Below are 23662 nucleotides of genomic sequence, written 5' to 3'. Positions count from 1 at the left end.
TCCTTCTCGTTAGGCTAGCGGTGCTCAATCAGGTCGATCGCGCCCAGCACAATGTGGGCCAGACCAAATCCAAGAACTCCGGTTGCAGCAAGCTTGTACTTGCTTCCAAGCAGTGATGCGGCTGATGCAGTGACGACCGTTCCAAGAACAGCAGGAATTAACCCTTCACGCATTGTTCAACACCCCTTTGGACTGAATTGGAAAGACATCTGTAGTGTGGGACGGAGGGAGGGAGAATATGCATGCTGCTTTACCCGGAACAAGCTTATGCCCGTTTCTCCCCAAAATGGACGCAAGCGTCCGCCGGATCACAAAATCCGTGGGACGCTTGCATTTGGGTTCCCGAATCAGCGGGAAATATTATTGTAACCCGGCCTTCCAGCTTGCATGAAGAACCATGGGATGTTCCTGCTCAGACTACAACCGTATCTACGGTTTCTAATACAACAAAAGCCCTACCTCTCAATTGTCCTTGCGGCTCCGATGACCGCGCCAGCTTGAATCAGAAATACTCGAATACTGCCAACATTCTTACTCTTAGGGTCATAAATAAGGAATTTTCATACCGGAATGGTATGTGAGGGTTATAATCTTTTGAGGAACATGATATGGGGTTTACAATCTAAGATGTAATATTACAGGAATTTTCATGAAAAGTCAAGAAAACGTCCTTTTTGTTGTTGCTTCGATCTAATATCACTATTCTCCTATACCTATAAGAGTCATCAACTAAGAGTCATTAACGACATCAACGAATCATCATAAACGAATCATTATAAATGTGAAATGAGGTGGGTTTGTACGATATTCCATATAAAAAAATCCGTCTAAGCACGGATGGAAGCATTTTATACGATTATTCGTACAAAAATGGCCTATCCAAGGCATAAATGAAAGTTTTTGTATGTTTTTTCGTACAAAGTGGCTTGTCTTCGACTGTAACGACAACTTTTTGTACGATAATCCGTACAAAAGTGAAATAGCCGCTCTCCAAGAAGAACAGTTAAACCTCTAGAGCGCGAGTTAAATGGGGCAACCTTCACACGTTACCCCCTGCATGCAGCATCATTAATCAGTTAGCGTAGCTATAATCGTCATTGCTCTTATTGAGCAATTCTTTAAAGCCCGGAGTGGCATAGAGCTGCTTGTCCTTGGTAATGAACAAGGCTTCTGTGTTGTTCTCCTCGGCAAACTTCAAGCCATCCTCGATGCCCATAATGAGCAGTGAAGTGTCCATCGTATCGGCAGCCGTAGAGGAATCGGCAATGATCGTGACACTGCTGATATTGTTATCTGCCGGATAGCCGGTCCGCGGATCAAGAATATGCATGTAGAACTTGCCGTTCTCTACGAAATAGCGTTCATAAATGCCTGCGGTTACGACGGTCTTATCGATCACCTTGACGGTGCCAATATCATTGCCTCGTTCCTGAGTCGGATCCTGAATGCCAACCGTCCATTCCAGATTGCCGGGCTTGCTGCCCATGGCGAAGACGTTGCCGCCGAGATCAATGATAGCACTGTCAAAGCCCTGTTCTTTCAATTTATCGTAGATCAGGTCAGCCGCGTAGCCCTTGCCGTAGGAGCCAAGGTCGAGATCCATTCCCTTGTCCTGAAGGTAAATTTCAAGCGTATCTTCATTTAACTCCACCTTCCGGTAATCGATCAGCTTCTGAGCTGCGGCAATATCCTCAGCAGGTGGAACATGGGCGTCCTCGTGGCCGATATTCCAGAGGCTGACGAGCGGTCCGATCGAGGGATCGAGCAGACCATTGGTCTGCTTGGCATAGTCGACCGCAATCTTGACCAGATCGAAGGTCTCTTGGGACACCTTAACCGGGGCAATGCCGGCGTTGGCATTCACAGCATAGATTTCACTGTCCTCGTTGGAACGGTTAATTTTATAATCGATATCCTTCATCAAGTCCTCGAGCTCTTCAAAGTTTTTCGTAGTCGCACGGTTATCATAAATTTTAATGGTCACGACGGTATCGAAGATGAAGAAGGTTTCGCTTACAGGCGTGACGGTCTGAGCTTGTCCGTTAGCGTTGACTGCGCTGCTGTTTTTACTTGAAGTGCTGCCACAGCCGCTGAGCAGGCCTGTCAGAAGAGCTGCGGATAGCAGCAGGACGACCGCTTTATTTTTGAACATAGGTATGCATCCTCATTTCTCATTCATGTCGACCTTGATTGTAGCAGAAAAGAAACTGCACTAAAAGTATCAATCCTCACAGAGGCTCCTTCCTGCATTATACCCTTCCTAAGTGATGATTTTGTGAAATGCGGCAAAAAATGATACATTTATCACACGGATGATTGGAGCCTAACAGGTATAATGGTTTCATCTAAGATTTATATAATTAAAAAATAAGGGAGTTTGTCATGAAGCGCGGAGATATCATACTCATCGGTTTGGTCGTCGTCATTGCTGCTGCATTTCTAGTGCCCAGATGGTTTGGCGACAGCCCTAGTGAAAACAATCACAACACACAACGCATCGCTAAAATTACGGTGGATGGCAAACTGTTCCGCACGGTAGAACTGACCGGTGAAGAACAGGAAATCGAGATAAATACGGAACATGGGTATAATTTACTTAAAGTTCATGATTACGGTATTGAAATGATCGATGCGGATTGCCCGGACAAGGTATGTCTTACCTTCGGATTTATTGAGCGCAATGGAGGTACGATTGTCTGCCTGCCTCATAAATTATTAGTAGAGATCGAGGGCGCGCCTTCAGAAGGAGATGACATCGATGCCATCGTTAAATGAGCAGGCCAATCTCTCTCTGAAGAGGACGGTCATCGTGGCGATTTTTGCAGCGGTAGCCGTTGTTCTCAGTCTGATCGAGGCTTCGATCCCTGTGAATATGGGGGTCCCGGGCGCCAAGCTGGGCCTGGCTAATATTATGGTCCTTACTTGCCTGTACTTCCTAAGAGGAAGAGACGCCCTCATGGTTGTTATATTAAAAACCTTACTCAGTTCGTTCATGCTGGGGACCTTCTCCAGTTTGTTGTTTAGCATCAGCGGAGCCCTGTTGAGCTTTCTTGCGATGTGGGGACTGCTCAGCTTCGGACGTGAAAATTTCAGTATGGTCAGCGTTAGTATTGTTGGGGGCATTTCTCATAATGTCGGGCAGCTTGGAGCTGCGGCGGTATATTTGAAAACAACTAAAATCATGTCCTATTTACCGGTATTGTTAATTGCCGGCGTATTGACCGGTATTGCCGTCGGGCTTGCGGTACGGTATCTGATCCCTTCCTTGTCGAAGTTATCCTTGTTTGAGGGGTTCTTGACAAAGCCGGTATAGATATAAATAGACAGGAGGGGTAAGGATGACAGAAGAGCAACCCGCTTATCATGTGCAGCATGTTTCTTTCGCGTATTCACCGGAGCAGCCGGTATTGAGCGATCTGTCATTCAGCATCCTTCCGGGAAGCTGGGTATCGCTGGTAGGCCCGAACGGTTGCGGCAAATCCACGCTGGCCAAGCTGCTCGGGGGATTGCTGGCAGTCAATGAGGGGATGATCGAGGTGCAGGGCATTCATCTCTCCAGCGCCACCATCGGGAAGCTGCGCTCTCATATCGGAATGGTATTCCAGAACCCGGACAATCAGTTTATCGGCTCGACCGTAGAAGAGGATATTGCCTTCGGGCTGGAAAGCCGCTGTATTCCGCGGGAAGAAATGAAGGAACGGGTACATAGCTATGCAGAGAAGCTGGAGATCGGCCATCTGTTATCGAAGCATCCGGCAGAACTGTCCGGAGGACAGAAGCAACGGGTAGCCATTGCTGCAATCCTGGCGCTGGAGCCGGACATTATCATTTTTGACGAAGCTTCGTCCATGCTGGATGAGCGAGCACGAGGAGAGCTGCTGGATATTCTGCGAGGAATGAAGGAAGAAGGCAGGTACACCATGATCTCGATCACGCACGATGCGGAGGAGATCATGGCTTCAGACCGAGCCATCGTATTGAGCGACGGCGGGATTGCCGCAGATTTGACTCCCTGGGAGCTGTTCCAGGATGATCAGCTGCTGCAAGCCTGCCGTCTTATTGCCCCTTACCCTGTCAGGCTGGAGAAGGAATTGAACAAGCTGGGAATTACCGTGCCGCAAGAGATCCGGCAGAGCGGGGAAGTGGAGGATCGGATATGGCCGTTGATTTTGAAAAAGTAAGCTTTGCCTACGATGCCAGAAATATGTGGAGTCATTCCGCCCTTCATGAGGTGAGCCTCCGCCTGGAAGAGGGCGTGTTTACCGGTATCGCGGGGGCTACGGGCTCGGGGAAGTCCACGCTGCTGCAGCATTTCAACGGCTTGCTGAAGCCGACGGAAGGCAAGGTTCGCGTGCTGGACTTTACGCTTGAAGCAGGCGGCAAGCCGCTGCTGCAGGAATTGAGGCGCAGAGTAGGACTTGTCTTTCAGTTCCCGGAGCAGCAGCTGTTTGAAGATACGGTGGAGAAGGATCTGATGTTTGGCCCGCTGAATTTCGGAATGGACCGGGAAGCTGCGCGCCAAAGTGCAATCCGTGCTTTGCGGCAAGTGGGGCTGGATGAATCCTTCCTGCCCCGGAATCCCTTTCATCTCAGCGGAGGACAGATGCGTAAGGTGGCGATAGCCTCTGTGCTGGCCATGGATCCGGAGGTCATCGTTCTCGATGAGCCGACGGCCACGCTGGACCCGGAGAGCCGGGCAGAGCTGGCCGAATTGCTGGGAAGAATGCAGCAGGAGGAAGGCAAGACGGTGATCGTCGTGACCCACCGGATCGAAGAGATGCTTCCTTATGCGGGCACCTGGATTGTCATGCACCAGGGCAAGAAGGTATTTCAGGGAAGTCCGGCCGAGCTTGTCCATGAAGCTGCAAGGCTGGAAAGTGAATACCATCTGGCGGTTCCGGCCTGCATCAAGGTATGGAACCGGCTTGCGGAGCAATACGGGTTAGAGCAAGAGGAGCCTTGTCTGACAGCGGAGCAAACGGCTGCACGCATCAGCCGATTGCTGGAAGCGGGAGACATCGAGCGGAAAGGGGGCGGATAGAGGATGCGCAACAGACTATTGTTCGGACGGAGCATCGAGACCGGCTCCTGGATTCATCCGATCGATCCGAGAGCCAAGCTGACAGGAATGGTCCTCTATTTGGCAGCACTCCTTCTGGTGGATTCCTGGATTCCGCTCCTTGCGGCGGCGATATTTTCGCTCATCTATATGAAGATGACCTTGATCCCGCTTAAATATTACGCCAAAGCCGCCAAACCCTTGTGGGTACTGATGGTTTTTATTTTTGTCGTGCAGACGCTGACCGTGGATGAGGGAAGACTGCTCCTGGAAATCGGCAATGTGACGGTATACGCCGGGGGATTATCACGAGGATTGATCTCGGCAAGCCGGATGCTGCTGTTAGTGTCATTTACGGCGATGCTGACCTTCACAACCACGCCGGGGCTGCTGAACCAGGGGCTTGGCGGCGTGCTTGCTCCCCTGAAAAAAATCGGGGTGTCCGCAGATCGGCTGACCTTGATGATGGGGATTGCGCTGCGTTTTATTCCAACAATTCTGGATGAGACTCACAAGATTCTTAAAGCACAAGCGGCGCGGGGCGCAGACTTGAAAGAGCTGCCTTGGCTGGAGAAGGGCAAGCTGCTCGTCTCATTGCTCGTGCCGGTTACGGTAAGTGCCTTTCGCCGTGCGGAGGAGCTGGTGCTATCCATGGAGGCCCGGGGATTTATTATTGGGGAGCCGCGCTCGGAGTACCATAAGCTGGTCTGGAGTACAAAGGCTACGGGGTTCGTCCTGTCCTTTGTTGTCCTGATTGCTATCGTGCTTGTGCTCAAGCTGGTTTTAACTTGATTCTTTGAATCACGAAAACATATAGAGGAAGATAAAATCCGTTAAATAACGCAGTTATTTGCGGTACCTGGGGAGGAGAAACACTGTGGCACGCTGTTTTAATGGAAAAGAAGTCGAACTGCTTGCGCCGGCGGGAACCTTTGAAATCTTCGAGGAGGTTATCAAAGCCAACTGTGATGCGGTCTACTTCGGCGGACCAAGTCTGAATATGCGCATGATGCGCAAAGGGTATAACTTTACCCATGAACAGATCACCGAGGCGGTGCAAATCGCCCGCGCCTTAGGCAAAAGAGCTTATGTGACCGTAAATAATTTGCTGAATGAGGGAGAGCTTGAGGAAGCGGCTGACTATTTGCGGTTTCTGGAGAGCGCGGCTCCGGATGCGATTATTGTCCAGGACTTTGCCGTGCTGGAGCTGATTCGGCAGTTAGGCCTCTCGATCCCGGTGCATTCCTCGGTGATGATGAATGTGCATAATATTGAAATGGTAGAGGCCCTGAAGGAGCTAGGCGTCACTCGGGTCGTAACCTCGCGCGAGATGGATTTGGCTTCAACCCGTTATTTAAAGGCACAAACAGGAATGGAGCTGGAGTACTTCATCCATGGCGATATGTGCTCTGTCCACGGGGCGAATTGCTATTTCAGCTCCCTGGTCTTCGGAATGAGCAGCAACCGGGGAAAATGCCTGAAGCCTTGCCGCTGGGATTACCGGGTTAAAAAGGACGGCTTCGTCTATCCTTCCGAATATCCGCTGGCGGTGAAGGATATGTACATGTATGAGCATATTCCGGAGCTGATTCATGGCGGAATTACGTCCTTCAAGATTGAAGGCCGGATGCGGGATACTGCCTTTGTGCTGATGCTGATCAATGCTTACGGAGACGCAATTGACCGTTATATTGCCGATCCGGTCGGATTTGAGCGGGCCAAGGATCGTGATCTGCTGTACGAGAACCGGAAGCGTGATTTTTCTACCGCCTATGCCTTTGGCCGTCCCGGGCTATCCAACATGAATAAGCGGTATGAGGGAACCGGAAAGTTCTACAGTACGGGCAAGGTGTTCAGTACACCGACGGAAGAACGGGAGCTTGGGGAGAAGCGGCTGAACGAGATTAAGGAGATCTGGTCTGAATTTTCACCGTCCAGGAAATCGGGGACCAGCCGTCTTGAGCTTTCCGTACATGTGAATAATGTCACACAGGCGGAGGCGGCCATGAAGGCCGGGGCAGATCACATTTACCTTTCAGGAGATGTATATGAGCCCGATCATGCGTTTACCAAAGAAGAGATTAAGCAGCTTGCTGCGCAAAAGGGCGATGTGAAGCTATATGTTTGCTTGCCGCGGATGATGACGGAACTGCAATTTGAAATTTACGACGGTTTACTCTCCGGTGAACGTCTGCCGATTGATGGGGTTATGGTAACGAATCTGGGGGCCGTGCGTAAATTTGCAGGGAAGGGCTATCCGCTCGTTGGGGATTTCAATTTAAACGTGTATAACAAGCTCTCTGCGGGCTTCTATCACAATATGGGAGTAACACGGCTCACAGCTTCCATGGAGCTGCCTGCGATCGATTTGCGCGCGCTGCTGGCTGAAGCGCCGGCACCGATGGAGGCCCTCGTGCATGGCTCTCCGGCCTTGATGTATATGGAGCACGATCTGTACGAAAATACTGAAGTATTCGAACCGGTTGGCGAAGAGGATAATACTTATGTCGCTAATTCGATTCTGGTGCTCAAGACAGATAAGGGCGAAAGCCCGGTATACCGTGATGTGCATGGACGCAATCATCTCACCTTGGCCAAGGAGCTATGTCTTCTGCCGCTTGTGCGTGAGCTGAAGGAAGCCGGGCTGGAGGTGTTCCGGATTGAAGGCACCACCTATAGCCCGGAGCAATTGGCGACGATCATTGCAGCCTATAAGGCGGCGCTGAATGAGCCGGACCGTGCGGAGGAGCTGTTCGCTTCTCTTCAGCCGGTCTATGCCGGATATACGCTGGGGGCGCTTCAGTTTGACGGTGGGGCAACTCAGGCTAATACTACATTAAGCACCTTGCAAGCAGAGCCAGCAGGGCAAAGGTAAGCATAGATAGACCTGGTGCCGTACAAGTGGATAGACCTAGTGCCGTACAATGCCATGGCTATGTTCATAACTGGCTATGTTCATAGTGAAGTGAATAGAGAGCAGCAAATAGGGAAGAGAGGCGAATGAAGCATGAATCCATTCATCGGGCCTGAAGGAATCTTAGAGAAGCGCAGTCAATATTTTTATCCTTGCACCAGTTACTTCTATCGGAATCCCCCGCAGCTTGTCCGGGGAGACATGCAATATCTGTACGGACATGACGGCAAGAGATATACCGACTTTTTTGCCGGGGTTTCTGTGGTCGCCAGCGGTCACTGCAATCCGGAAATTGCGGAGAGAACCGCAGAGCAGCTAAGAACGCTGCAGCATACCTGCACCATTTACTTAACGCAGCCTAATGTGGATCTGGCGGAGCGGCTGGCAGAGGTGCTGCCTGGGGACCTGCGCCGCACCTTCTTTGTTAACAGCGGCTCCGAGGCGAATGAAGGAGCCCTGCTGCTTGCCCGCCTGCACACCGGACGCCGGGGATTCATCGCATTGGAGCAAGGCCTGCATGGACGGACCTATTTGACGATGAGCGTTACAGGGCTGCAAATGTGGCGGACAGACCCGCAACTGGCTGTGCCGGGTGCTGAGGATGTTACCTTTATTCCGCGGCCGTATGCACAGGGAATGAGCGCTGATGATGCAGCAAGACGCTCCATCGACGCGCTGAAGACAGTGCTTGAGGAGAGGGGCGGCGAGATTGCAGCGATGATCGCAGAGCCGATCCAGGGCAACGCAGGCATCATCGTGCCTCCGGATTGGTACTTCCCTGAAGTGAAGGCGCTTCTGGAGCAGTACGGCGTACTGCTCATCTCCGACGAGATTCAGACCGGCTTTGGCCGCACAGGCCGCATGTTCGCCATGGATCGCTGGGGCGTGACGCCCGATATTATCTCCATGGCGAAAGCGCTCGGCAGTGGGGTTCCGGTCGCTGCGTTCGCTTCGACGGACGCGATTGCCGCCAGCTTCAACCGGCCTTCGGCCTCCACCTTTGGCGGCAATCCGGTCTCGTCCGTCACGGCGCTCGCGGTGCTCGATTACATCGAAGCGCACCGCCTGCCGGAACGCGCCGAGCGCCTGGGCGGCCAGCTCCGCGCCGGCCTAGAGGACCTGGCAGCACGCTATCCGCGCGTGCTGTCCGAGGTGCGCGGCGCCGGTCTGATGCTCGGCGCCGAGCTGAGTGCGGGCGCCCCAGAGCTTGGCGCCCGCCTTGTCGATGATGTGCTGGAGGCGATGAAGGATCGCGGGTTCATCATCGGCAAGAACGGCGTCGGCCGGAATGTACTGGCCTTCCAGCCGCCGCTCGTCATAACAGAGCAGAATATCGCAGAGATGCTCGCTGCGCTTGGTCAGGTATTCGAAGAGGCCGACCGTGCAGCTGCATCCTGGACACAGGAGGGAGCAGGCGATGGAAATCGCGCGTAAAATCGGTCACCGCATTAAGCTTTACGGAGAACTGGTGATGTTCTCGCATACGTTATTCTCGCTGCCGTTCGCTATCATCTCGATGATCTGGGCGGCAGGCGGGTTCCCGTCCTGGCGGATTATGCTGTGGGGACTGATCGCATTGATCGGCGCCCGCAATGGGGCTAATGCATTCAACCGGGTTGTGGACCGGACCTTCGATGCCCAGAATCCCCGTACAGCGCACCGGCATTTGCCGCGGATGCTGCTGGGAGAGAAGGAAGTGCTCCTGTTTGTTTTGATTAATTATGCTATTTTCATTTTTGCCGCCGGGATGTTGAATCCGCTCTGCTTAATTCTATCGCCGGTAGCTATTTTTCTGATCTCATCCTATTCGTATACAAAGCGTTTCACCTACATGAGCCATCTGTATCTCGGATTCACCATTGCTTCGGCTCCGATCGGCGCCTGGTTTGCGGTCACAGGTAAATTTGCCTTCACGCCGTTCATCCTGGGAACCATTGTTATGCTGTGGATTGCCGGCTTTGATATTATCTATGGATCCCAAGATATCGAATTTGACCGCGAGCATAAATTATGGTCCATTCCCAGCATCTTCGGTCTGAAAAACGGGCTGAGAATCGCTGCGGGATTACACTCGATTATGGTGCTTCTGCTGATCGTCCTGATTCCGATTCGCGGGCTCGGTTGGCTATATATCGCAGGCCTGATCCTAGCCATCCTGCTCCTGATGACCGAGCATAAAATCATCAAGCCCTCCAATCGCAGAGTGATGAAGGTCGCTTCATACAATCTGAACCAGGTGATCAGCATGGTCATCCTGTTCTTCACCATGGCAGACTTTTTCCTGCTGAAGTAGGTTGTTTGCCCGGATGAGTGGCTGGTGCAGTAAATATAGAGCTGTCTCAGCGTTAATGCCAACGTTCCCTTCGTCGTAGTTTCGTGCAATAGCGCAGCAACAGCCAATATAAAACCAACCAATGATTTTGCCGCGTGCCGGAGGGCAACGTGTGAAGTATGCTTACGATCGCTGTTGTTCGCGGATTCCTTTGATTGAGTAAAATCTGAAATGGTAGGAATCCACTCGCAAAGGCGAACACTCCGTTTCTTCAGCACACTTCACACTTATACCCTTATTACGCGGGTTTTAGTTCGGCTTTATAGGTGCCGAATGCACTATAGTAACTCCCCCTCCGTACGTCGGAGGCATGGCAGAATGCACCAGAATCACTTGCCTAGCCTACAGGCTCGTTCATTCAGCATAGCATCTTGATGCCTGATGCATTACAAACAGTAACATCATGCATAACTCACACTGCGCAAAGCTCCCAACGTACGGTGCTTCACAGCATGGTGACGATCGGCAGACCCCATACATAAACGGATCACACTCATGTAGTGAAAAAAGTTACTCTAAATTTAGGTGAATTGGTGGAAATACGGAAATAGTGAAATTCTTTCGCTTAAAGGCGGCTATTCCTTGGGTTTAACTAGTTACTGGCGATCTAAGGTAAGTTTTTTCACTAAAAGTGGGTTCGAGCATCAAATGAAGAATTTAAGGTAAGAAATTTCACTGGAGCGCGACCGTAACGAGGCTGATCAAGCAGGACGAGTAAAGTTCAGACCAAGACTGGAATGCGTAGTCGGATAACGAAGTTACTCCCAAGGCCAGAATAACGTGCGAGCGAGCTCAACTCCAGGCGCCCAGGCCATTGGGACTGGACGTAAAGTGAATTGCGTACGCTACTTTTGGCGGGTATAGTCGCCACAGGCGGCAAGCTTTTTGCAGCGCAGCTTATGGCATAGCCATTCACACGGCTGCCTTCTCTACGTGCTAACTGCGGTTCAGCCTGATAACTGCTATCGCACACTTTCCTGCTTACATACCACACGTTGCCCCCTCTAACGTGTCCTTTTCTGATAGCTGTTCTCCCGCTCATTCCACATCCTCATTCGAACCTTCAGCCAAGAAAATCGCTGCCATGCGTAACACAAACAAGGGCTATCCCGTAGATCAAGTCTTGGGGATAGCCCTTTCTGGCATTCAGTTGTCGCGGCCGCTAAAGTAATTCAATAGAACATTCAAGTCCTGATGGGCGGGATAGGCTTCCAATTGGCGGATCAATTCCCGGGCTTCATCCAGATATTGCTCACTCACCAGCTCGCTTTGGCGGAGCGCATCGGATTGCTGAATAGAAGCAACAACGGCATCCACTTGCTCTGATGGGGTATCGGGGCCGATAGAACGTATCCGGGAAGCCAGCGCATCTACCTCTAACGCGAACAGCACGGGCAAGGTCACCTGACCTTTGCGCAGATCGCTTCCCGCAGGCTTTCCAAGCTTCTGGGCCGATTGGGTAAAGTCCAGGATATCATCGCGAATCTGGAAGGCGATGCCCAGCTTCTCTCCGAAGGAGTAGAGCAAATCAGCGGTATTCTCTTCAGCACCACCGGCCAACGCTCCTATTTTCAGACAAGAAGCCATCAGCTGTGCCGTTTTGTTCCGGGATTTCTCCAAATACTCCTCAATATGAACGTCGTAATCGTATAAATGGGATAATTGCTGGTATTCGCCCAAGCATAGCTGTGTGGTAACAAGGGAAGACAGGTCGTAAGCAAAACGCTCCCGTTCCGCAGAGTATTCGGAGATCAATTCTACAACCCGTGCCGACATATAATTACCGACATGCAGTGCATCGTGAACGCCCAGCTTAACGTGCAGCGCAGGCTCGCCTCGACGAAGCGGAGAATCATCGATAATATCATCGTGAATCAGAGAAGCTGCGTGGATAAATTCAGCAGCCGCCGCAAGTCTCATTGTCTTTTTCTCATCCTTGGAAGGTCCGAAACGGGAGCCTACGATAACCATGAGCGGGCGAACTCTTTTGCCGCCGGAATGAATCAATTGAAGAATATGCTGGGCAAGCGGGGAAGAGCGGGGAATATCCTTATCGAATTTAACCATATTCTCGATTGCACGATCAACGGAGCGAAGCGAGATCCCTAGTTCCTCATCCAGTCTTGTCATTTGGATCCTCTCCCGATGAATGTTAATATACACTACCATATAAGTTGAACTAAAGATTGTACATTGGAGGCGAAGAGTGTAGTGTGCCTTCTTGCATAAAGCTTTTGCACCTATACTTCTACCTTTTCTACGTAGCTTCTTTAGTTCAACTTATATAGGTCCTACATAGCACGGCTTTTGCGTACAGACTCTTTTTCCAGCTCGAAAAACAGCTCCCAGCATTGAAGCAGTACGTCATGGTAAGCGGCGCCTTCGATTCTGCGGATTTGAATCTGCTTGATGACCGGGGCCAGATGAGCCAGCAGATCATATTCGTTCCATTGCAGGCAGAGCTGCACATAGAAGCTGTATAGATAGTCGCCGTCCAGTACCTTGCGGGTCAGATTCTCTCCATGAAGGGAGTTACTGAAATCCGAATGGCGAAGCAGGGCGAGCTTGATTGCGATGTAAATGGACAACAGCCGGGTGGAACGGAGCGTGGGAAGGCCATACTCAAACAGCAGATTCGCCATCTCTTCCGCTTCTTCACAAGGCATATCCAGTTGAATTCCCGTATCGGGCGAAATTTCTCTCTGCAACGTTTGAAATGCGTCCTGGATCAGCTCATATTTATTCAATGATGGCACACTCCTTGAGGCGTATTGCCGGGCAAGTAAAGATGAAAAGTAGTAAAAATTAGAGTAATGCACACGAGCGTGCATTACTCTAATGAAATTATGAAATAAGATACTCTATGCTTGGCGAAGATACTGCGTCAGTCTGTGTACAAGTACCATCTTCGAACGAGGGGGATCTTCTTCCATTGCTTTTTGAGCCAAGGAAGAACATAGTAGTCAAGTCCAAACGCACTGCCGGATCCGCCGATCAACGCGACACCTGCAGTCATGTACCAAAGCATTTCTGTCGAAGCCATGCTGGAGGACCAGATCATGACGCCGAGTGCGACTGTTATTGCAGACGATACAGCAGTGAACAGACCTACAATGATCATCACACCGACTGCGATTTCCATGAATACCATGAAGAATTGGAATACAGTCGCCAAAGCGGTATAACCGCCATCTGAAGTATAGAAGAAGATGTCCATGAACCAGTTCACAATACTCTTTATGAATCCCGGAACCGGCAGAGCCGTTACGGAAGTCGAAGCGCTCTCTACAGCCGATGCTGCGGAAGAAGCGTCAACCGTCGTCTTAACTTCCTCAGCCGCCTGACTCGCTGCAGTAACAACGTCGGCGTGCGGTGAAGGAGGAATCAGGAAGATATTCGAAGGATCCTTCAAGATCTTAGGAAGCTTATCGATCCCTTCTTCCAGCCATTTGTAACCGACGAAGATGCGCAGCGGCAGCAGCCAGAAGTTCGGAGAACGCTTGGCAAAGTGTCCGCCGACAAAGCTTCTGCGGTTGTTCACATGGAAGAATTCATGCATCATGTATGTCCATACCTTATGGAAGCCTGCTACGGTGAACAGGTAATACATATTGATCAAATGCTTGGAGAACATAGCCATGAATCCGGTCAGCATGAACATTTTATTCGGAAGACCGACATTCGCTACACCATAACGGCTGCCGATACATACCATGGTGCCGTGGAAGCCTGGCTTGTAGGGCTTCTTAGGCTTGTTATGAACGTCAGCATAGATATTGTGCGCAATAAGCGGGCCAGCCTGCTCGGCATTTTCAACCATTTGCGGAACCGGACGAGTCTCGCCTTCAGGAATAAAGAAGATGTTATCGCCAACGATGTATACATCGTCATGGTCTACGCTTTGGAGCTTGTCGTTCGTTACGATCCGTTTACGGCCTTCTTGTTTAACATCCAGCTTGCCAACGAGATCGGAGCCTTCAACACCGGCTGTCCATACAACGGTGTCAGCTTCCAGCGACTTGTCGCCGAGTACGACGCCAGACGGCGTAACACCGGTGATTTTTGCGCTAGTAACGATTTCGACATTCATCTTGTTCAGGCGCTTAGCGGCCTTCTCAATCAACTTGTCGGGCAGAATCGGCAGGATTTTCGGAGCCATATCGGCCACAACAAGGCGTACCTCGCTAGGATCGATATAGAATTCCTTGCAGAGCTCATTCCGGAACTCAGCCATCTCGCCAACCAGCTCGACACCCGTAAAGCCGGCACCTACTACAACGAAGGAAAGCATCTTCGAGCGTTTAACCGGATCGGTTTCTTTCGCAGCTTTGCCGAACTTGTCGCGGATTTGCTCCTTGAGACGAACTGCATCCTCATAGGACCAGAGCGTCAAAGAGTGCTCTTCTGCACCTGGAATCCCGAAGAAAGTCGGCTTACAGCCCGTACCGATAACCAGGTAGTCATATTTGTAGGTTGATTTAGCGGAACGAAGCTCTTTGGATGCAAAATCGATATTATCGATAGAGTCCAGAACAACGTCAACCTTTTGACCGGCAAAAATCTTTTTAAGCTCGATTTTAACCGAATCTTCAGGAGCGCGGTTAGCCGCGACCTCATGCAGCTCCGTCAGGAGCGTATGGTAAGGATTACGGTCGATCAGCTGGATCGAAACATCCTTATCCTTTTTGAACAATTTGGCGAGGTGTTTGGAAGTAACGACACCGCCGTAGCCTCCGCCAAGAACGACAATTTTCTTCAAAAGATTCACCTTCTTAAATAGGGTGGTGGGACTGAGAGTTTATTTATACTTTCTATTTAAACTTATTTTGCACCTTCAAGCGCTTTTGATACAAGATCGAAGTAACTTTGCAGGGAGATCGATACGCCGCTCAGAGCATCGGTCTTGCCATCTTCGCCAAATGTAAGGGCAGCGGGATCTTGAGATTCTACAAGGTTAGCTTCAGCCACTGCTGCTTGCTCATGCCATTCGGACGATGCGCCGCCAGCCTTCATACCGTATTTGCCATCGATGGAGTTTTGCTTCTTGTCTTCGCCTGCTGCGTTCACACCGCTGAAGTTAACGTGGATGATCTTGCCTGCAGCGATAACAACGTCAGCAGTTTCCTTCCAGCCGGAGTTTGCATCGAATTCAGCGCCTTCAGCATGGTAGTAACCGTCTTTGTATACGCCCAACTCAACCGGACCAGCTGCGAGAGCCTTGTCAGCCAGATCGAAGAACTCGTTTACGTGTACAGATACGCCGGAGATTGCGTCGGTCTTGCCATCCTCACCCAAAGTGATATCCTTTGGATCTTGCTTTTCAAGCAGGTATTGCTCAACAAGTGCAGCCTGTTCATGCCATTCAGATTGAGCGCCGCCGGCTTTCATGCCATACTTGCCGGATTCGGAGTAGGAAACCTTGTCAGGACCAACAGTAGCGTTGATGCCGTTCCAGTTTGCCTCAGTAATTTTGCCGCCGTCAACCTTCAAAGTAACATAATATTGCCAGCCGGATTTTGCGTCTGCTTCACCGATTGCATAGTAATCGCCGTCTTGGTATTGACCTTGCTCAGCAGCGGTATTTTCGCTGTTAGTGCTGTTCGTTGCCGGTGCTTCTGTTGATGTGTTGTTTGCAGGGGCTGCATTGTCTTTACTGTTGTTGGAGCCGCAGCCGGCAAGAACGCCAATCAACAGGGCGGTGCAGAGTAGAATAGATGCTTTTTTCATGTTAAATGACCTCCAGTTAGATAAAATATATATATTAAAATGTGCAGACATTTTAATAACGACAGGAAGAATGAAAATCGTTGCGGGACAAGGCCTTCCGGTTTCGAGGGAGTCTCAAAACCATTGTTCGATGGAATTTTAGCATATAAAAATAGGTGATAATGTGAAATAGATCACTTGGGGTGTGATTTTAAATATTGTCGAAAAAGGCTGAAATTCAGACGGGCAGCGGGTTTGAGCCTCAATCTATTCTTTAAAATTTTAATTTTATTTTTAAAATTTTATCTTATTTTTTACTCAAACTTCTCATTTTCATTTGGATTCTGAAAACCCAGAGTTTATTTTATACGCATATGAAAGTTTAAGCAAATTAATATTTTTGTATGAAAACAAAAACTATAATCTTCCCAACTGCGTGCCGATAAAGATGGAAGACAAAAATGATGAAAATATGAAAATTCGGAACTTCATGGAAGGATGACTACGCCGTTGACCATATATAAGAAGTTTATTTCAAGCTTGATCGTTAATTACTGTGTGGGAATGTTAATGGCAGGAACGGCCGGAGTCGCTCTGCTTATGATATCGCCGCCCCAAATTCCCGCTGAAGAACGGCTTCTATTTATAGGAATTCATCTTTTCTCGGGGATCGTTATGATTGTGCTCGGCTGGGGGGTCTATCACATTCAGCTTCGTCCGATTCGTAATTGCTTCGTCAACAATATTGAGAGCTTCGGTTATCTTCAAAGTGTATACATTCGAACCCACCGTCTTCCCTCGTTGGTCGCAAAGCGGATTATGGGGCCTCATTTGATCGGTTATTTGCTTCCGTCAACTGCACTATGCCTTTGGTTTACCCACACCGGACAGCTCACGATCAACTACTATCAGGTGTTCTTGACAGCCGCTGCAGCGATTCTAGTTACCGGCATGCATGCACTTATTGAGTTTTATATGACGTCGAACAGTATCCATCCGGTGCTGTTGGAGTTGAATAACTGGTCTTATATTCTCTACGAGAAGGAGCTGTCGCTTCATGGACGAGTACTGATCTCGATTAAGAGCAAACTCAGATGGAGCCTGTTTGTTATTGTCGCCGTCCCGTTGCTGCTCTATAGTATGGCGATCGAGTACCGCTACGGAGGGGACATTTTTATTAATGATTATTTTTGGAGAGGAGCCGCTGCCATCCTGTGCGTTGGATTGGCCTTTGCATTTATCGGCTCGAGATTAATGACTCGGGATACGGTTACGCCGATCCAGCTCTTTTATGAAAAAATGGCGGAAGTGCACAACGGATATCTGCGGTCCGGTGTCAGCGATCTTTTCTCTGACGAATTTTCCAGACTCGTATCCGGCTTCAATCATATGATGCGCGGCTTGAAAATTCAGGCCGAACGAAATAACCAGCTCCTGGAAAGCTACTTCTCGACTTTGGCGGCGGCACTGGACGCTCGTGATCCCTATACGGCAGGGCACTCCGAACGGGTTGCGGAATACGCGGTGAGAATCGGCCGGCTGGCGAATCTTCCGGAGAAGGAAATACAGGACTTGCGGAAGTCGGCACTGCTGCATGATATCGGAAAAATAGGAATTAAGGATGCTGTTCTATTAAAGGAGGGACGATTGACGGAGGAAGAGTGGGATCAGATCAAACAGCATCCTGTGCTTGGCGAAGCCATTCTGAAGCAGATTGAGCCGGTGGACGCCATGGCTTCCTTCCTGCCGGGAGTACGCTCGCACCATGAGCGGTATGACGGGGCAGGCTATCCGGACGGGCTCTCCGGAGAAGACATCCCGTTGTTTGGCAGAATTATTGCCGTTGCGGACGCCTTTGACGCGATGACCTCGGATCGTCCTTATCGTAAGGGAATGGACGAAGAGAAGGCTATTGCGATTTTGGAGGAGGGCGGAGGCACCCAATGGGATCCGTATTTCTCCCGTTTGTTTACGGAGGACTACCGGAAAATGCTGGCGGAATCGGCGCCGCAGAAACCATTGCCCTATGAACGGAAGTAGGGTTAAAGTCTGAATGAAAAAGACCGCGGTTGTGTTAAAATGAAGGAAGAATAAGGAACAGAAGGATACAACCCAACTCATCCGCGGGAGGGACTATATGGGCTTTGGCAAAATCTTTTTGCTTAACATGGCGCTGTTGATTACGATGGCATACTTGGCCAATATTCTATATAAATACATTCTTGTGAAAATATCAGGCAAGATTAATTATATTTTATCTGTTCTGTGGTTTATCTTTGCAGGCTGGATTTGCATGAAGTTCGGATTTCAGTTGAAGGGCGATGTCCTCTTTGATCTTCGGATTGTCCCGCTAATTATTGCTGCGATTGTTTATGCGAAGCCTGTAGTCGTGATGATCATTTCTTTCGGGATCGGCTTTAGCCGGTTAACCTTTGGAATCAGCGAGGCTGCGATTGCGGGCACGATCAATTTTGTTATTCTAGGCATTTTATGCGCATTCATGATTACCTGGATGAACAAGAGGCAGTACAAGCAGAGCACCCGGGGAATCCTGACGATTCTGGTGCTGAATACCGTCAATGTATTGGACATTGCCATCTTCGGAGTAATCCCATTCAAGGAATACATACTTACGATCATGCCCTCCACACTGCCGATCACCCTGCTGTTTAGCTGCATATTTGCCCTAATATTGCTCGACTTTCAAATGGATCAAAGGCGAAAGCTGGAGCTGCTGCACACAAATGAATTGATGACCCGTCAGACGGAAGAGCTGCGGCAGGCAAAGCTTTCTTTAGAAGAGCGGGCCCGCCAATTAACACAGGCTTCCCAATACAAGTCTGAATTCCTGGCTAATATGTCGCATGAACTCCGGACCCCGCTCAACAGCATTATTAATTTAGCCGAGATGATTTCAGAGAGCGAAGAGGGGCATGAAGAGGAATCGCTAGAGAAGGATACTCCGAATTATGGTACTATCATTTATAAGTCTGGAAGAGAGCTGCTGCAGCTAATCAATGATATTCTGGACTTGAGCAAAGTAGAGGCGGGCAGACTGGAGGTCGTCCAGGAAGAAGTCGTTCTTGCGGAAGTTGTTCAACTGATGGAGCTGCAATTCGAGCATGATGCCGAGCAAAAGGGAATTGAATTCGAGGTTACGATGATGCCCGAGCTTCCGAGTACGATTCAATCGGATGCCCAGCGGCTATGTCAGATTTTGCGCAACCTGTTATCCAATGCCTTCAAGTTTACGCATCAGGGGCGGGTGGATCTGATGATTCATAAGGACAACTCAGCGAGCTCGATGTCAGGAGAATGGATTGTATTTTCGGTGGCAGATACCGGAATAGGAATTCCGCAGGACAAGCATGAAGCGATCTTTGAGATGTTTCGGCAGGCGGATGGCTCGATTAGCCGGAAGTATGGAGGTACAGGATTGGGCCTGCCCATCAGCCAAGACTTGGCCCGTTTAATGGGAGGCTTCATCCAGGTTGATAGCCGCGAAGGAGCAGGAAGCCTATTCCATCTTTATCTTCCGTTAATACAGAATGAGACTGGCCACGGCCTATCCGATGAAGAGAAGGAAGCTCACGGGGGCGCAGACTAGCTGGTATTTGGACGAGTTCTTATTGCAGTTGAACAAAAGTAGCTTTTAGAGAAGGCATAAGCAGGAATGGCAACAGATAACAAGAAAAGAAGGAGAGATAATGATGAGCAAGCAAGTAATATCAACGACACAGGCACCGGGTGCGATTGGCCCGTATTCTCAAGCTGTACAGATCGGAAATCTGCTCTTTGCTTCCGGGCAATTAGGGCTTATTCCGGAAACGGGACAGCTGGCTGAGGGGGTCGAGGCACAAACCACTCAGGCGTTGAACAATGTGAAGGCGATTCTGTCGGAAGCCGGCTTGGGTCTTGAGCATGTAGTCAAAACAACGGTCTTCTTGGCTGATATGAATGACTTCGCCAAGGTAAATGAGATTTACGGCGGGTTCTTCTCACAGCCCTATCCGGCCAGAAGTGCGGTACAAGTAGCTAGACTGCCGAAGGATGGACTTGTAGAGATTGAAGTTATTGCGACGAAATAGGACGAAATAGATGGGGACCTCCGGGAGCGCTCCGGCCTGAAAAGGCAGGACGCTCCTTTTGATTTGCCCGCAGCTGCAGTTTTATATCGGGACGGTTTCGTATAAGATAGTAATTATTGCGGTTTTTCATAATTCGAAGCATGCTTGCATGACGGGAGATCAACATGAATCAACGTCTATATGGAATTTGGCTTGGAGAGGTAATGTTCTGCTTCTCTGGTGAAATATCGGAAATGAAGGTGGATGCATGGACGGCTGCAATCCGTCCTCTGGAGCCCGTCCAGGGACTGCGTCCGTTTCAGCACGCTGCCTTACGGCTTGCCGAGGTCAGATATCCGGTTTATGGCGGTCGGAAATGGTCGGGGGCTGGTGAACGGAGAGGCCTGATCGGCAGGACGCTGGAGGGTGTCGCGCTGTCTGTTACGGAAACCTGGCAGCTCTTGCTGAATTGGGATGAGAGCTATTATAAATCCAAGGGGATTCAACCGGGCGGAGAATTTGAATATTGGAGCATCGCGGCGCAATTTGCTCGCAGTCTGCTGGCTAAGGGCAGAATTGCGCCGGGCATCAGGGCAGGTGCAAACCCGCTTGGGCGCCGGCGCACCAATCAGTCATCGGCTGCGGCTGAATGGGGACCGGAGCTTAAGGGGGACGATCTGGACAGATTTCATAGTCTGGCTGCATCGATGCCGCCAATCGCCCTGGCTGCAGTGCAGTCAACTGCCGAGGAGGGTTCGCTGGAGGAGCGGCAAGCCGCCGTGCTGCGCTCCTTTCTTACTGCGATGATTGATCGGGAGACCCGGCTGGCGGTAGGGGAGCTTGGCAGAAAGCTGAACCCGGCAAGAGCCGGCTACAGCCGGGGCTATTCACCGCTTGCCGAATTGTGGTGGAACCATCTGCTCAGCGCTTCTATACCGCCGGACATCCAGGGAAGCAGTGCCGAGATCGAGCAGTTAACTGCGGAAATTGAGCGCGTGCAAGGCAAGCACCGTGGCCCGGAAGGCCTCGAGGCGGATCACGACGACGGGCTCGAGCCGGGCTCAATTCGGTTATGCCTGAGAATTGAGCCGCTTGCAGAGCATGGAGATGAATTAGCGGAGGACGGGTCGCTTCTTCGCTGGAGACTCTCTTGCTGGGGAGAAGGGGTTGAAGATCCTGCAGTTCTGTTGCCTGCCGGGATCATCTGGAGTTATCCCGAGCCGGATATGGAACTGCGGGGCCGAAGGTATAAAGGTATACAGCGGAGCTTGCTGATCCGGCTGGCTAAGGCTGCCGAGTACAGCCGGGAGCTTGAAGAGCTTCTGATGTCGCCGCGTCCGGAGGCCCTCACGCTGAAGCCGGAGGATGTGTATCAATTTCTGCGCCGCTCTGTTGCACCGCTTAGAAAGCACGGAGTAACCGTGCAAATGCCGTCCCGCTGGACAGGAGAGGGACGGAGGTCGGCCGGGGTAAAAATCAAGGCGCTTAACTGGAAGGCAGCCGCTGCTTCCGCGAATGGAATGGAGCATGGCTCGTGGAGAGAGTCTCAAGGGCTGGGTGTTCAGCAGTTGATCTCGTTTGAAATAGAAGCGCTCCTGGATGGAGAACCGTTAAGCAGGGAGGAGCTTGCAAAGCTTGCCGCCTCGAAGTCTCCTCTGGTGTGGTTCCGTGGAGAGTGGATCGAGATTGACAGCAAGGAGCTTCGGCAGGTGCTGAAGCTCCTCAAGAAGCAGGAGCAAGGGGAGATGAGCTTCCGTGAGTTCATGGCCCTTGCAGCGGGCACCGAATCGCTTCTGCCCGAAGGACTGCAGGTGGAGCATGTCGAGGCCGAAGGGATGCTGGCCGCCTTCCTGGAAGGTGGCGTGCTGCATGCTTCAAGCCCTCGCCCGGTGCCCGAATCCCTGAACGGCACGTTAAGGCCGTATCAGGAACGGGGGTTCCAATGGCTGGCCGCCATGCGCGAGCTGGGCTTCGGCGCGCTGCTTGCCGATGATATGGGACTGGGAAAGACGGTCCAGGTCATTACAGAACTGCTGGATGGTCAACGGGAGTCATCAGAACCAAGCCTAATCATCTGTCCTACCTCTCTGCTAGGGAACTGGCAGCGAGAGATCGTCCGATTTGCTCCGGGACTCCGGTTGTATATTCATCACGGCGGAGATCGTCTTCATGAGGAGAAGTTCATTAAGGCTTGCCGCGGCAGCGACATTGTGCTGACGACCTATCAGCTGGCCGGCCGGGATGCAAAGGATCTGCGGGATATGGAGTGGAGGACGATTGTTCTCGATGAGGCTCAATATATTAAGAACTTCGGCACGAAGCAGGCGCAAAGCGTCATGAAGCTTCAAGCGCCGCAGCGGATCGCAATGACCGGTACACCGGTGGAAAATCGGCTCAGTGAGCTGTGGTCCATCTTCCAGTTTTTAAATCCAGGCTACTTGGGGACCCATGCCGCATTCCGTGCCCGTTACGGAAGTGCTGCAGACTCCCCGGGAGGAGAACTGGAGAAGCTGAGGAAGCTGGTTGCTCCTTTTCTGATGCGCAGATTGAAGAGCGATCCGGATATCCGCAAGGATCTGCCGGAGAAAATTGAGCTTAAATCCTACTGTTCACTTACGGTGGAGCAAGCGGCTCTGTATGAGGCCGTCACGGAGGAACTGATTTCCTCGCTGGACGGAATGAGCGGCATTGCCCGGAAGGGGCATGTGCTGTCCTCCTTGACCCGGCTGAAGCAAATCTGTGACCATCCTCAGCTTGTTCCGAGCAGAGGGCGTGCGGGCGGCGGACGATCCGGGAAGCTGGATCGGCTGTATGAGCTGCTCGATTTGATTATGGATAATGGGGAGGCAGCGCTGATCTTCACCCAATATGTGCAAATGGGTGAACTGCTTAAGGATCGGCTGGCTGAGCGGTATGGCGAGGCTCCCGGCTTTCTGCACGGAGGCATGCCGCGAAGAGAACGGGATGAGCTGGTGGAGGCGTTTCAAAAAGGGACGGCCGCGCCGATTTTCGTGCTGTCGCTTAAGGCTGGCGGCGTCGGTCTCAATCTGACCCGGGCCAACCACGTGATTCACTATGACCGCTGGTGGAATCCGGCGGTGGAGAATCAGGCTACAGATCGGGTATTCCGAATTGGACAACAGAAAAATGTCGAGGTCCATAAGCTGATTACACAAGGCACGCTGGAAGAGAGAATCGACGAGCTGATTGAACGGAAAAAGGCGCTCTCCGAGCAGGTTGTCGGCGCGGGCGAGCAATGGCTTACCGAGATGTCCGATCAAGAGCTGGCCGATCTGATTATGCTGCAGACCGGCGGCTATCTGGAGGTGGACCGGAAATGAAGCGGAGACAAGAAAGCCGCGGAGAAGCAGGCAAAGCCCGCGTGGAACTGGTGCCGGAAGGGCTAAGGGTTGAGCTTCCCGGAGGTAGAGGAGCGCGGGTGCTGCTCCGGGCGTGCAGCACCGCCATGCGGGAGCGGCTGGAGCTCCCGCTGCAGGTGAGCCGGCAGCCGTTGTTGCTGGCGCGGCTGCTTGAGGAAGGCGCAGGCGCGCTTGGCGACCTGCTGCCAGCTTCGCCGCCATGGC

Annotated in this window: 19 protein-coding genes; 13 read left to right on the top strand and 6 right to left on the bottom strand. The window is 51.1% G+C overall.

The window, feature by feature from the left end; genetic code table 11:
• Window positions 1-14: 14 nt before the first annotated feature.
• The gene (locus TX85_RS14715) at window positions 15-173 is read right to left on the bottom strand and encodes a hypothetical protein (protein ID WP_044480269.1); all 159 of its coding nucleotides are present in this window, start codon (window positions 171-173) and stop codon (window positions 15-17) included.
• Window positions 174-1072: 899 nt separating this feature from the next.
• Complete coding sequence (locus TX85_RS14705; protein ID WP_044480267.1) at window positions 1073-2152, bottom strand: FAD:protein FMN transferase; 1080 nt, start codon at window positions 2150-2152, stop codon at window positions 1073-1075.
• Between the two features lie 230 nt (window positions 2153-2382).
• Here TX85_RS14705 and TX85_RS14700 point away from each other — a divergent pair, with 230 nt between their 5' ends.
• The 8 genes from TX85_RS14700 to TX85_RS14665 all read left to right on the top strand — a co-directional run bounded on the left by TX85_RS14700 (window position 2383) and on the right by TX85_RS14665 (window position 10266).
• Window positions 2383-2775, top strand: coding sequence for a NusG domain II-containing protein (locus TX85_RS14700; RefSeq protein ID WP_044480266.1), 393 nt, complete (start codon window positions 2383-2385; stop codon window positions 2773-2775).
• On the top strand, window positions 2759-3313 hold the full coding sequence (locus tag TX85_RS14695) for a Gx transporter family protein (protein ID WP_044480265.1): 555 nt from the start codon (window positions 2759-2761) through the stop codon (window positions 3311-3313). The genes TX85_RS14700 and TX85_RS14695 overlap by 17 nt, the downstream gene beginning before the upstream one ends.
• A gap of 25 nt (window positions 3314-3338) precedes the next feature.
• Entirely contained in the window at window positions 3339-4181 is an 843-nt protein-coding gene (locus TX85_RS14690; protein WP_049894975.1) for an energy-coupling factor transporter ATPase, read from the top strand.
• Window positions 4157-5041 (top strand): energy-coupling factor transporter ATPase, encoded by an 885-nt coding sequence (locus TX85_RS14685; protein WP_044480264.1) that lies wholly within the window; start codon window positions 4157-4159, stop codon window positions 5039-5041. The genes TX85_RS14690 and TX85_RS14685 overlap by 25 nt, the downstream gene beginning before the upstream one ends.
• A gap of 3 nt (window positions 5042-5044) precedes the next feature.
• Window positions 5045-5851, top strand: coding sequence for an energy-coupling factor transporter transmembrane component T family protein (locus TX85_RS14680; RefSeq protein ID WP_044480263.1), 807 nt, complete (start codon window positions 5045-5047; stop codon window positions 5849-5851).
• A gap of 85 nt (window positions 5852-5936) precedes the next feature.
• Window positions 5937-7934: a peptidase U32 family protein gene (locus TX85_RS14675; RefSeq protein WP_044480262.1), complete on the top strand. Its 1998-nt coding sequence runs from the start codon at window positions 5937-5939 to the stop codon at window positions 7932-7934.
• A gap of 132 nt (window positions 7935-8066) precedes the next feature.
• Window positions 8067-9407 carry an aspartate aminotransferase family protein gene (locus TX85_RS14670; protein WP_044480261.1) on the top strand — a complete coding sequence of 447 codons (1341 nt, stop codon included), beginning with the start codon at window positions 8067-8069 and terminating at the stop codon, window positions 9405-9407.
• Window positions 9391-10266, top strand: a complete 876-nt coding sequence (locus TX85_RS14665) for a UbiA-like polyprenyltransferase (RefSeq protein ID WP_044480260.1) — start codon at window positions 9391-9393, stop codon at window positions 10264-10266. The genes TX85_RS14670 and TX85_RS14665 overlap by 17 nt, the downstream gene beginning before the upstream one ends.
• Window positions 10267-11451: 1185 nt before the next feature.
• On the opposite strand, the gene TX85_RS14660 is transcribed toward TX85_RS14665, so the two are convergent.
• The 4 genes from TX85_RS14660 to TX85_RS14645 form a co-directional block, all read right to left on the bottom strand.
• Window positions 11452-12435 (bottom strand): polyprenyl synthetase family protein, encoded by a 984-nt coding sequence (locus TX85_RS14660; RefSeq protein WP_044480259.1) that lies wholly within the window; start codon window positions 12433-12435, stop codon window positions 11452-11454.
• A gap of 161 nt (window positions 12436-12596) precedes the next feature.
• Window positions 12597-13061 carry a hypothetical protein gene (locus tag TX85_RS14655; RefSeq protein WP_233500758.1) on the bottom strand — a complete coding sequence of 155 codons (465 nt, stop codon included), beginning with the start codon at window positions 13059-13061 and terminating at the stop codon, window positions 12597-12599.
• A gap of 128 nt (window positions 13062-13189) precedes the next feature.
• A complete protein-coding gene (locus TX85_RS14650; RefSeq protein ID WP_044480257.1) occupies window positions 13190-15064 on the bottom strand; it encodes an FAD-dependent oxidoreductase in 1875 nt (624 codons plus the stop codon).
• 62 nt (window positions 15065-15126) lie between these two features.
• Window positions 15127-16032 (bottom strand): hypothetical protein, encoded by a 906-nt coding sequence (locus tag TX85_RS14645; protein WP_044480256.1) that lies wholly within the window; start codon window positions 16030-16032, stop codon window positions 15127-15129.
• 489 nt (window positions 16033-16521) lie between these two features.
• Between TX85_RS14645 and TX85_RS14640 the strand changes: the two genes are divergently transcribed.
• From TX85_RS14640 to TX85_RS14620, 5 genes are all read left to right on the top strand, one after another.
• Window positions 16522-18051: an HD-GYP domain-containing protein gene (locus TX85_RS14640; RefSeq protein WP_044480255.1), complete on the top strand. Its 1530-nt coding sequence runs from the start codon at window positions 16522-16524 to the stop codon at window positions 18049-18051.
• Window positions 18052-18148: 97 nt separating this feature from the next.
• The gene (locus TX85_RS14635; protein WP_044480254.1) at window positions 18149-19618 is read left to right on the top strand and encodes a sensor histidine kinase; all 1470 of its coding nucleotides are present in this window, start codon (window positions 18149-18151) and stop codon (window positions 19616-19618) included.
• 103 nt (window positions 19619-19721) lie between these two features.
• Window positions 19722-20099, top strand: a complete 378-nt coding sequence (locus tag TX85_RS14630; protein WP_044480252.1) for a RidA family protein — start codon at window positions 19722-19724, stop codon at window positions 20097-20099.
• Window positions 20100-20263: 164 nt separating this feature from the next.
• Window positions 20264-23419, top strand: coding sequence for a DEAD/DEAH box helicase (locus TX85_RS14625; protein WP_044480250.1), 3156 nt, complete (start codon window positions 20264-20266; stop codon window positions 23417-23419).
• A partial coding sequence (locus TX85_RS14620) for a hypothetical protein (RefSeq protein ID WP_044480248.1) occupies window positions 23416-23662 on the top strand: 247 nt, incomplete at its 3' end. The genes TX85_RS14625 and TX85_RS14620, both read left to right, overlap by 4 nt.

This window comes from Paenibacillus antibioticophila (assembly GCF_000455265.1).
Lineage (GTDB): Bacteria > Bacillota > Bacilli > Paenibacillales > Paenibacillaceae > Fontibacillus > Fontibacillus antibioticophila.
This window is presented reverse-complemented; position numbering and strand designations above follow the sequence as displayed.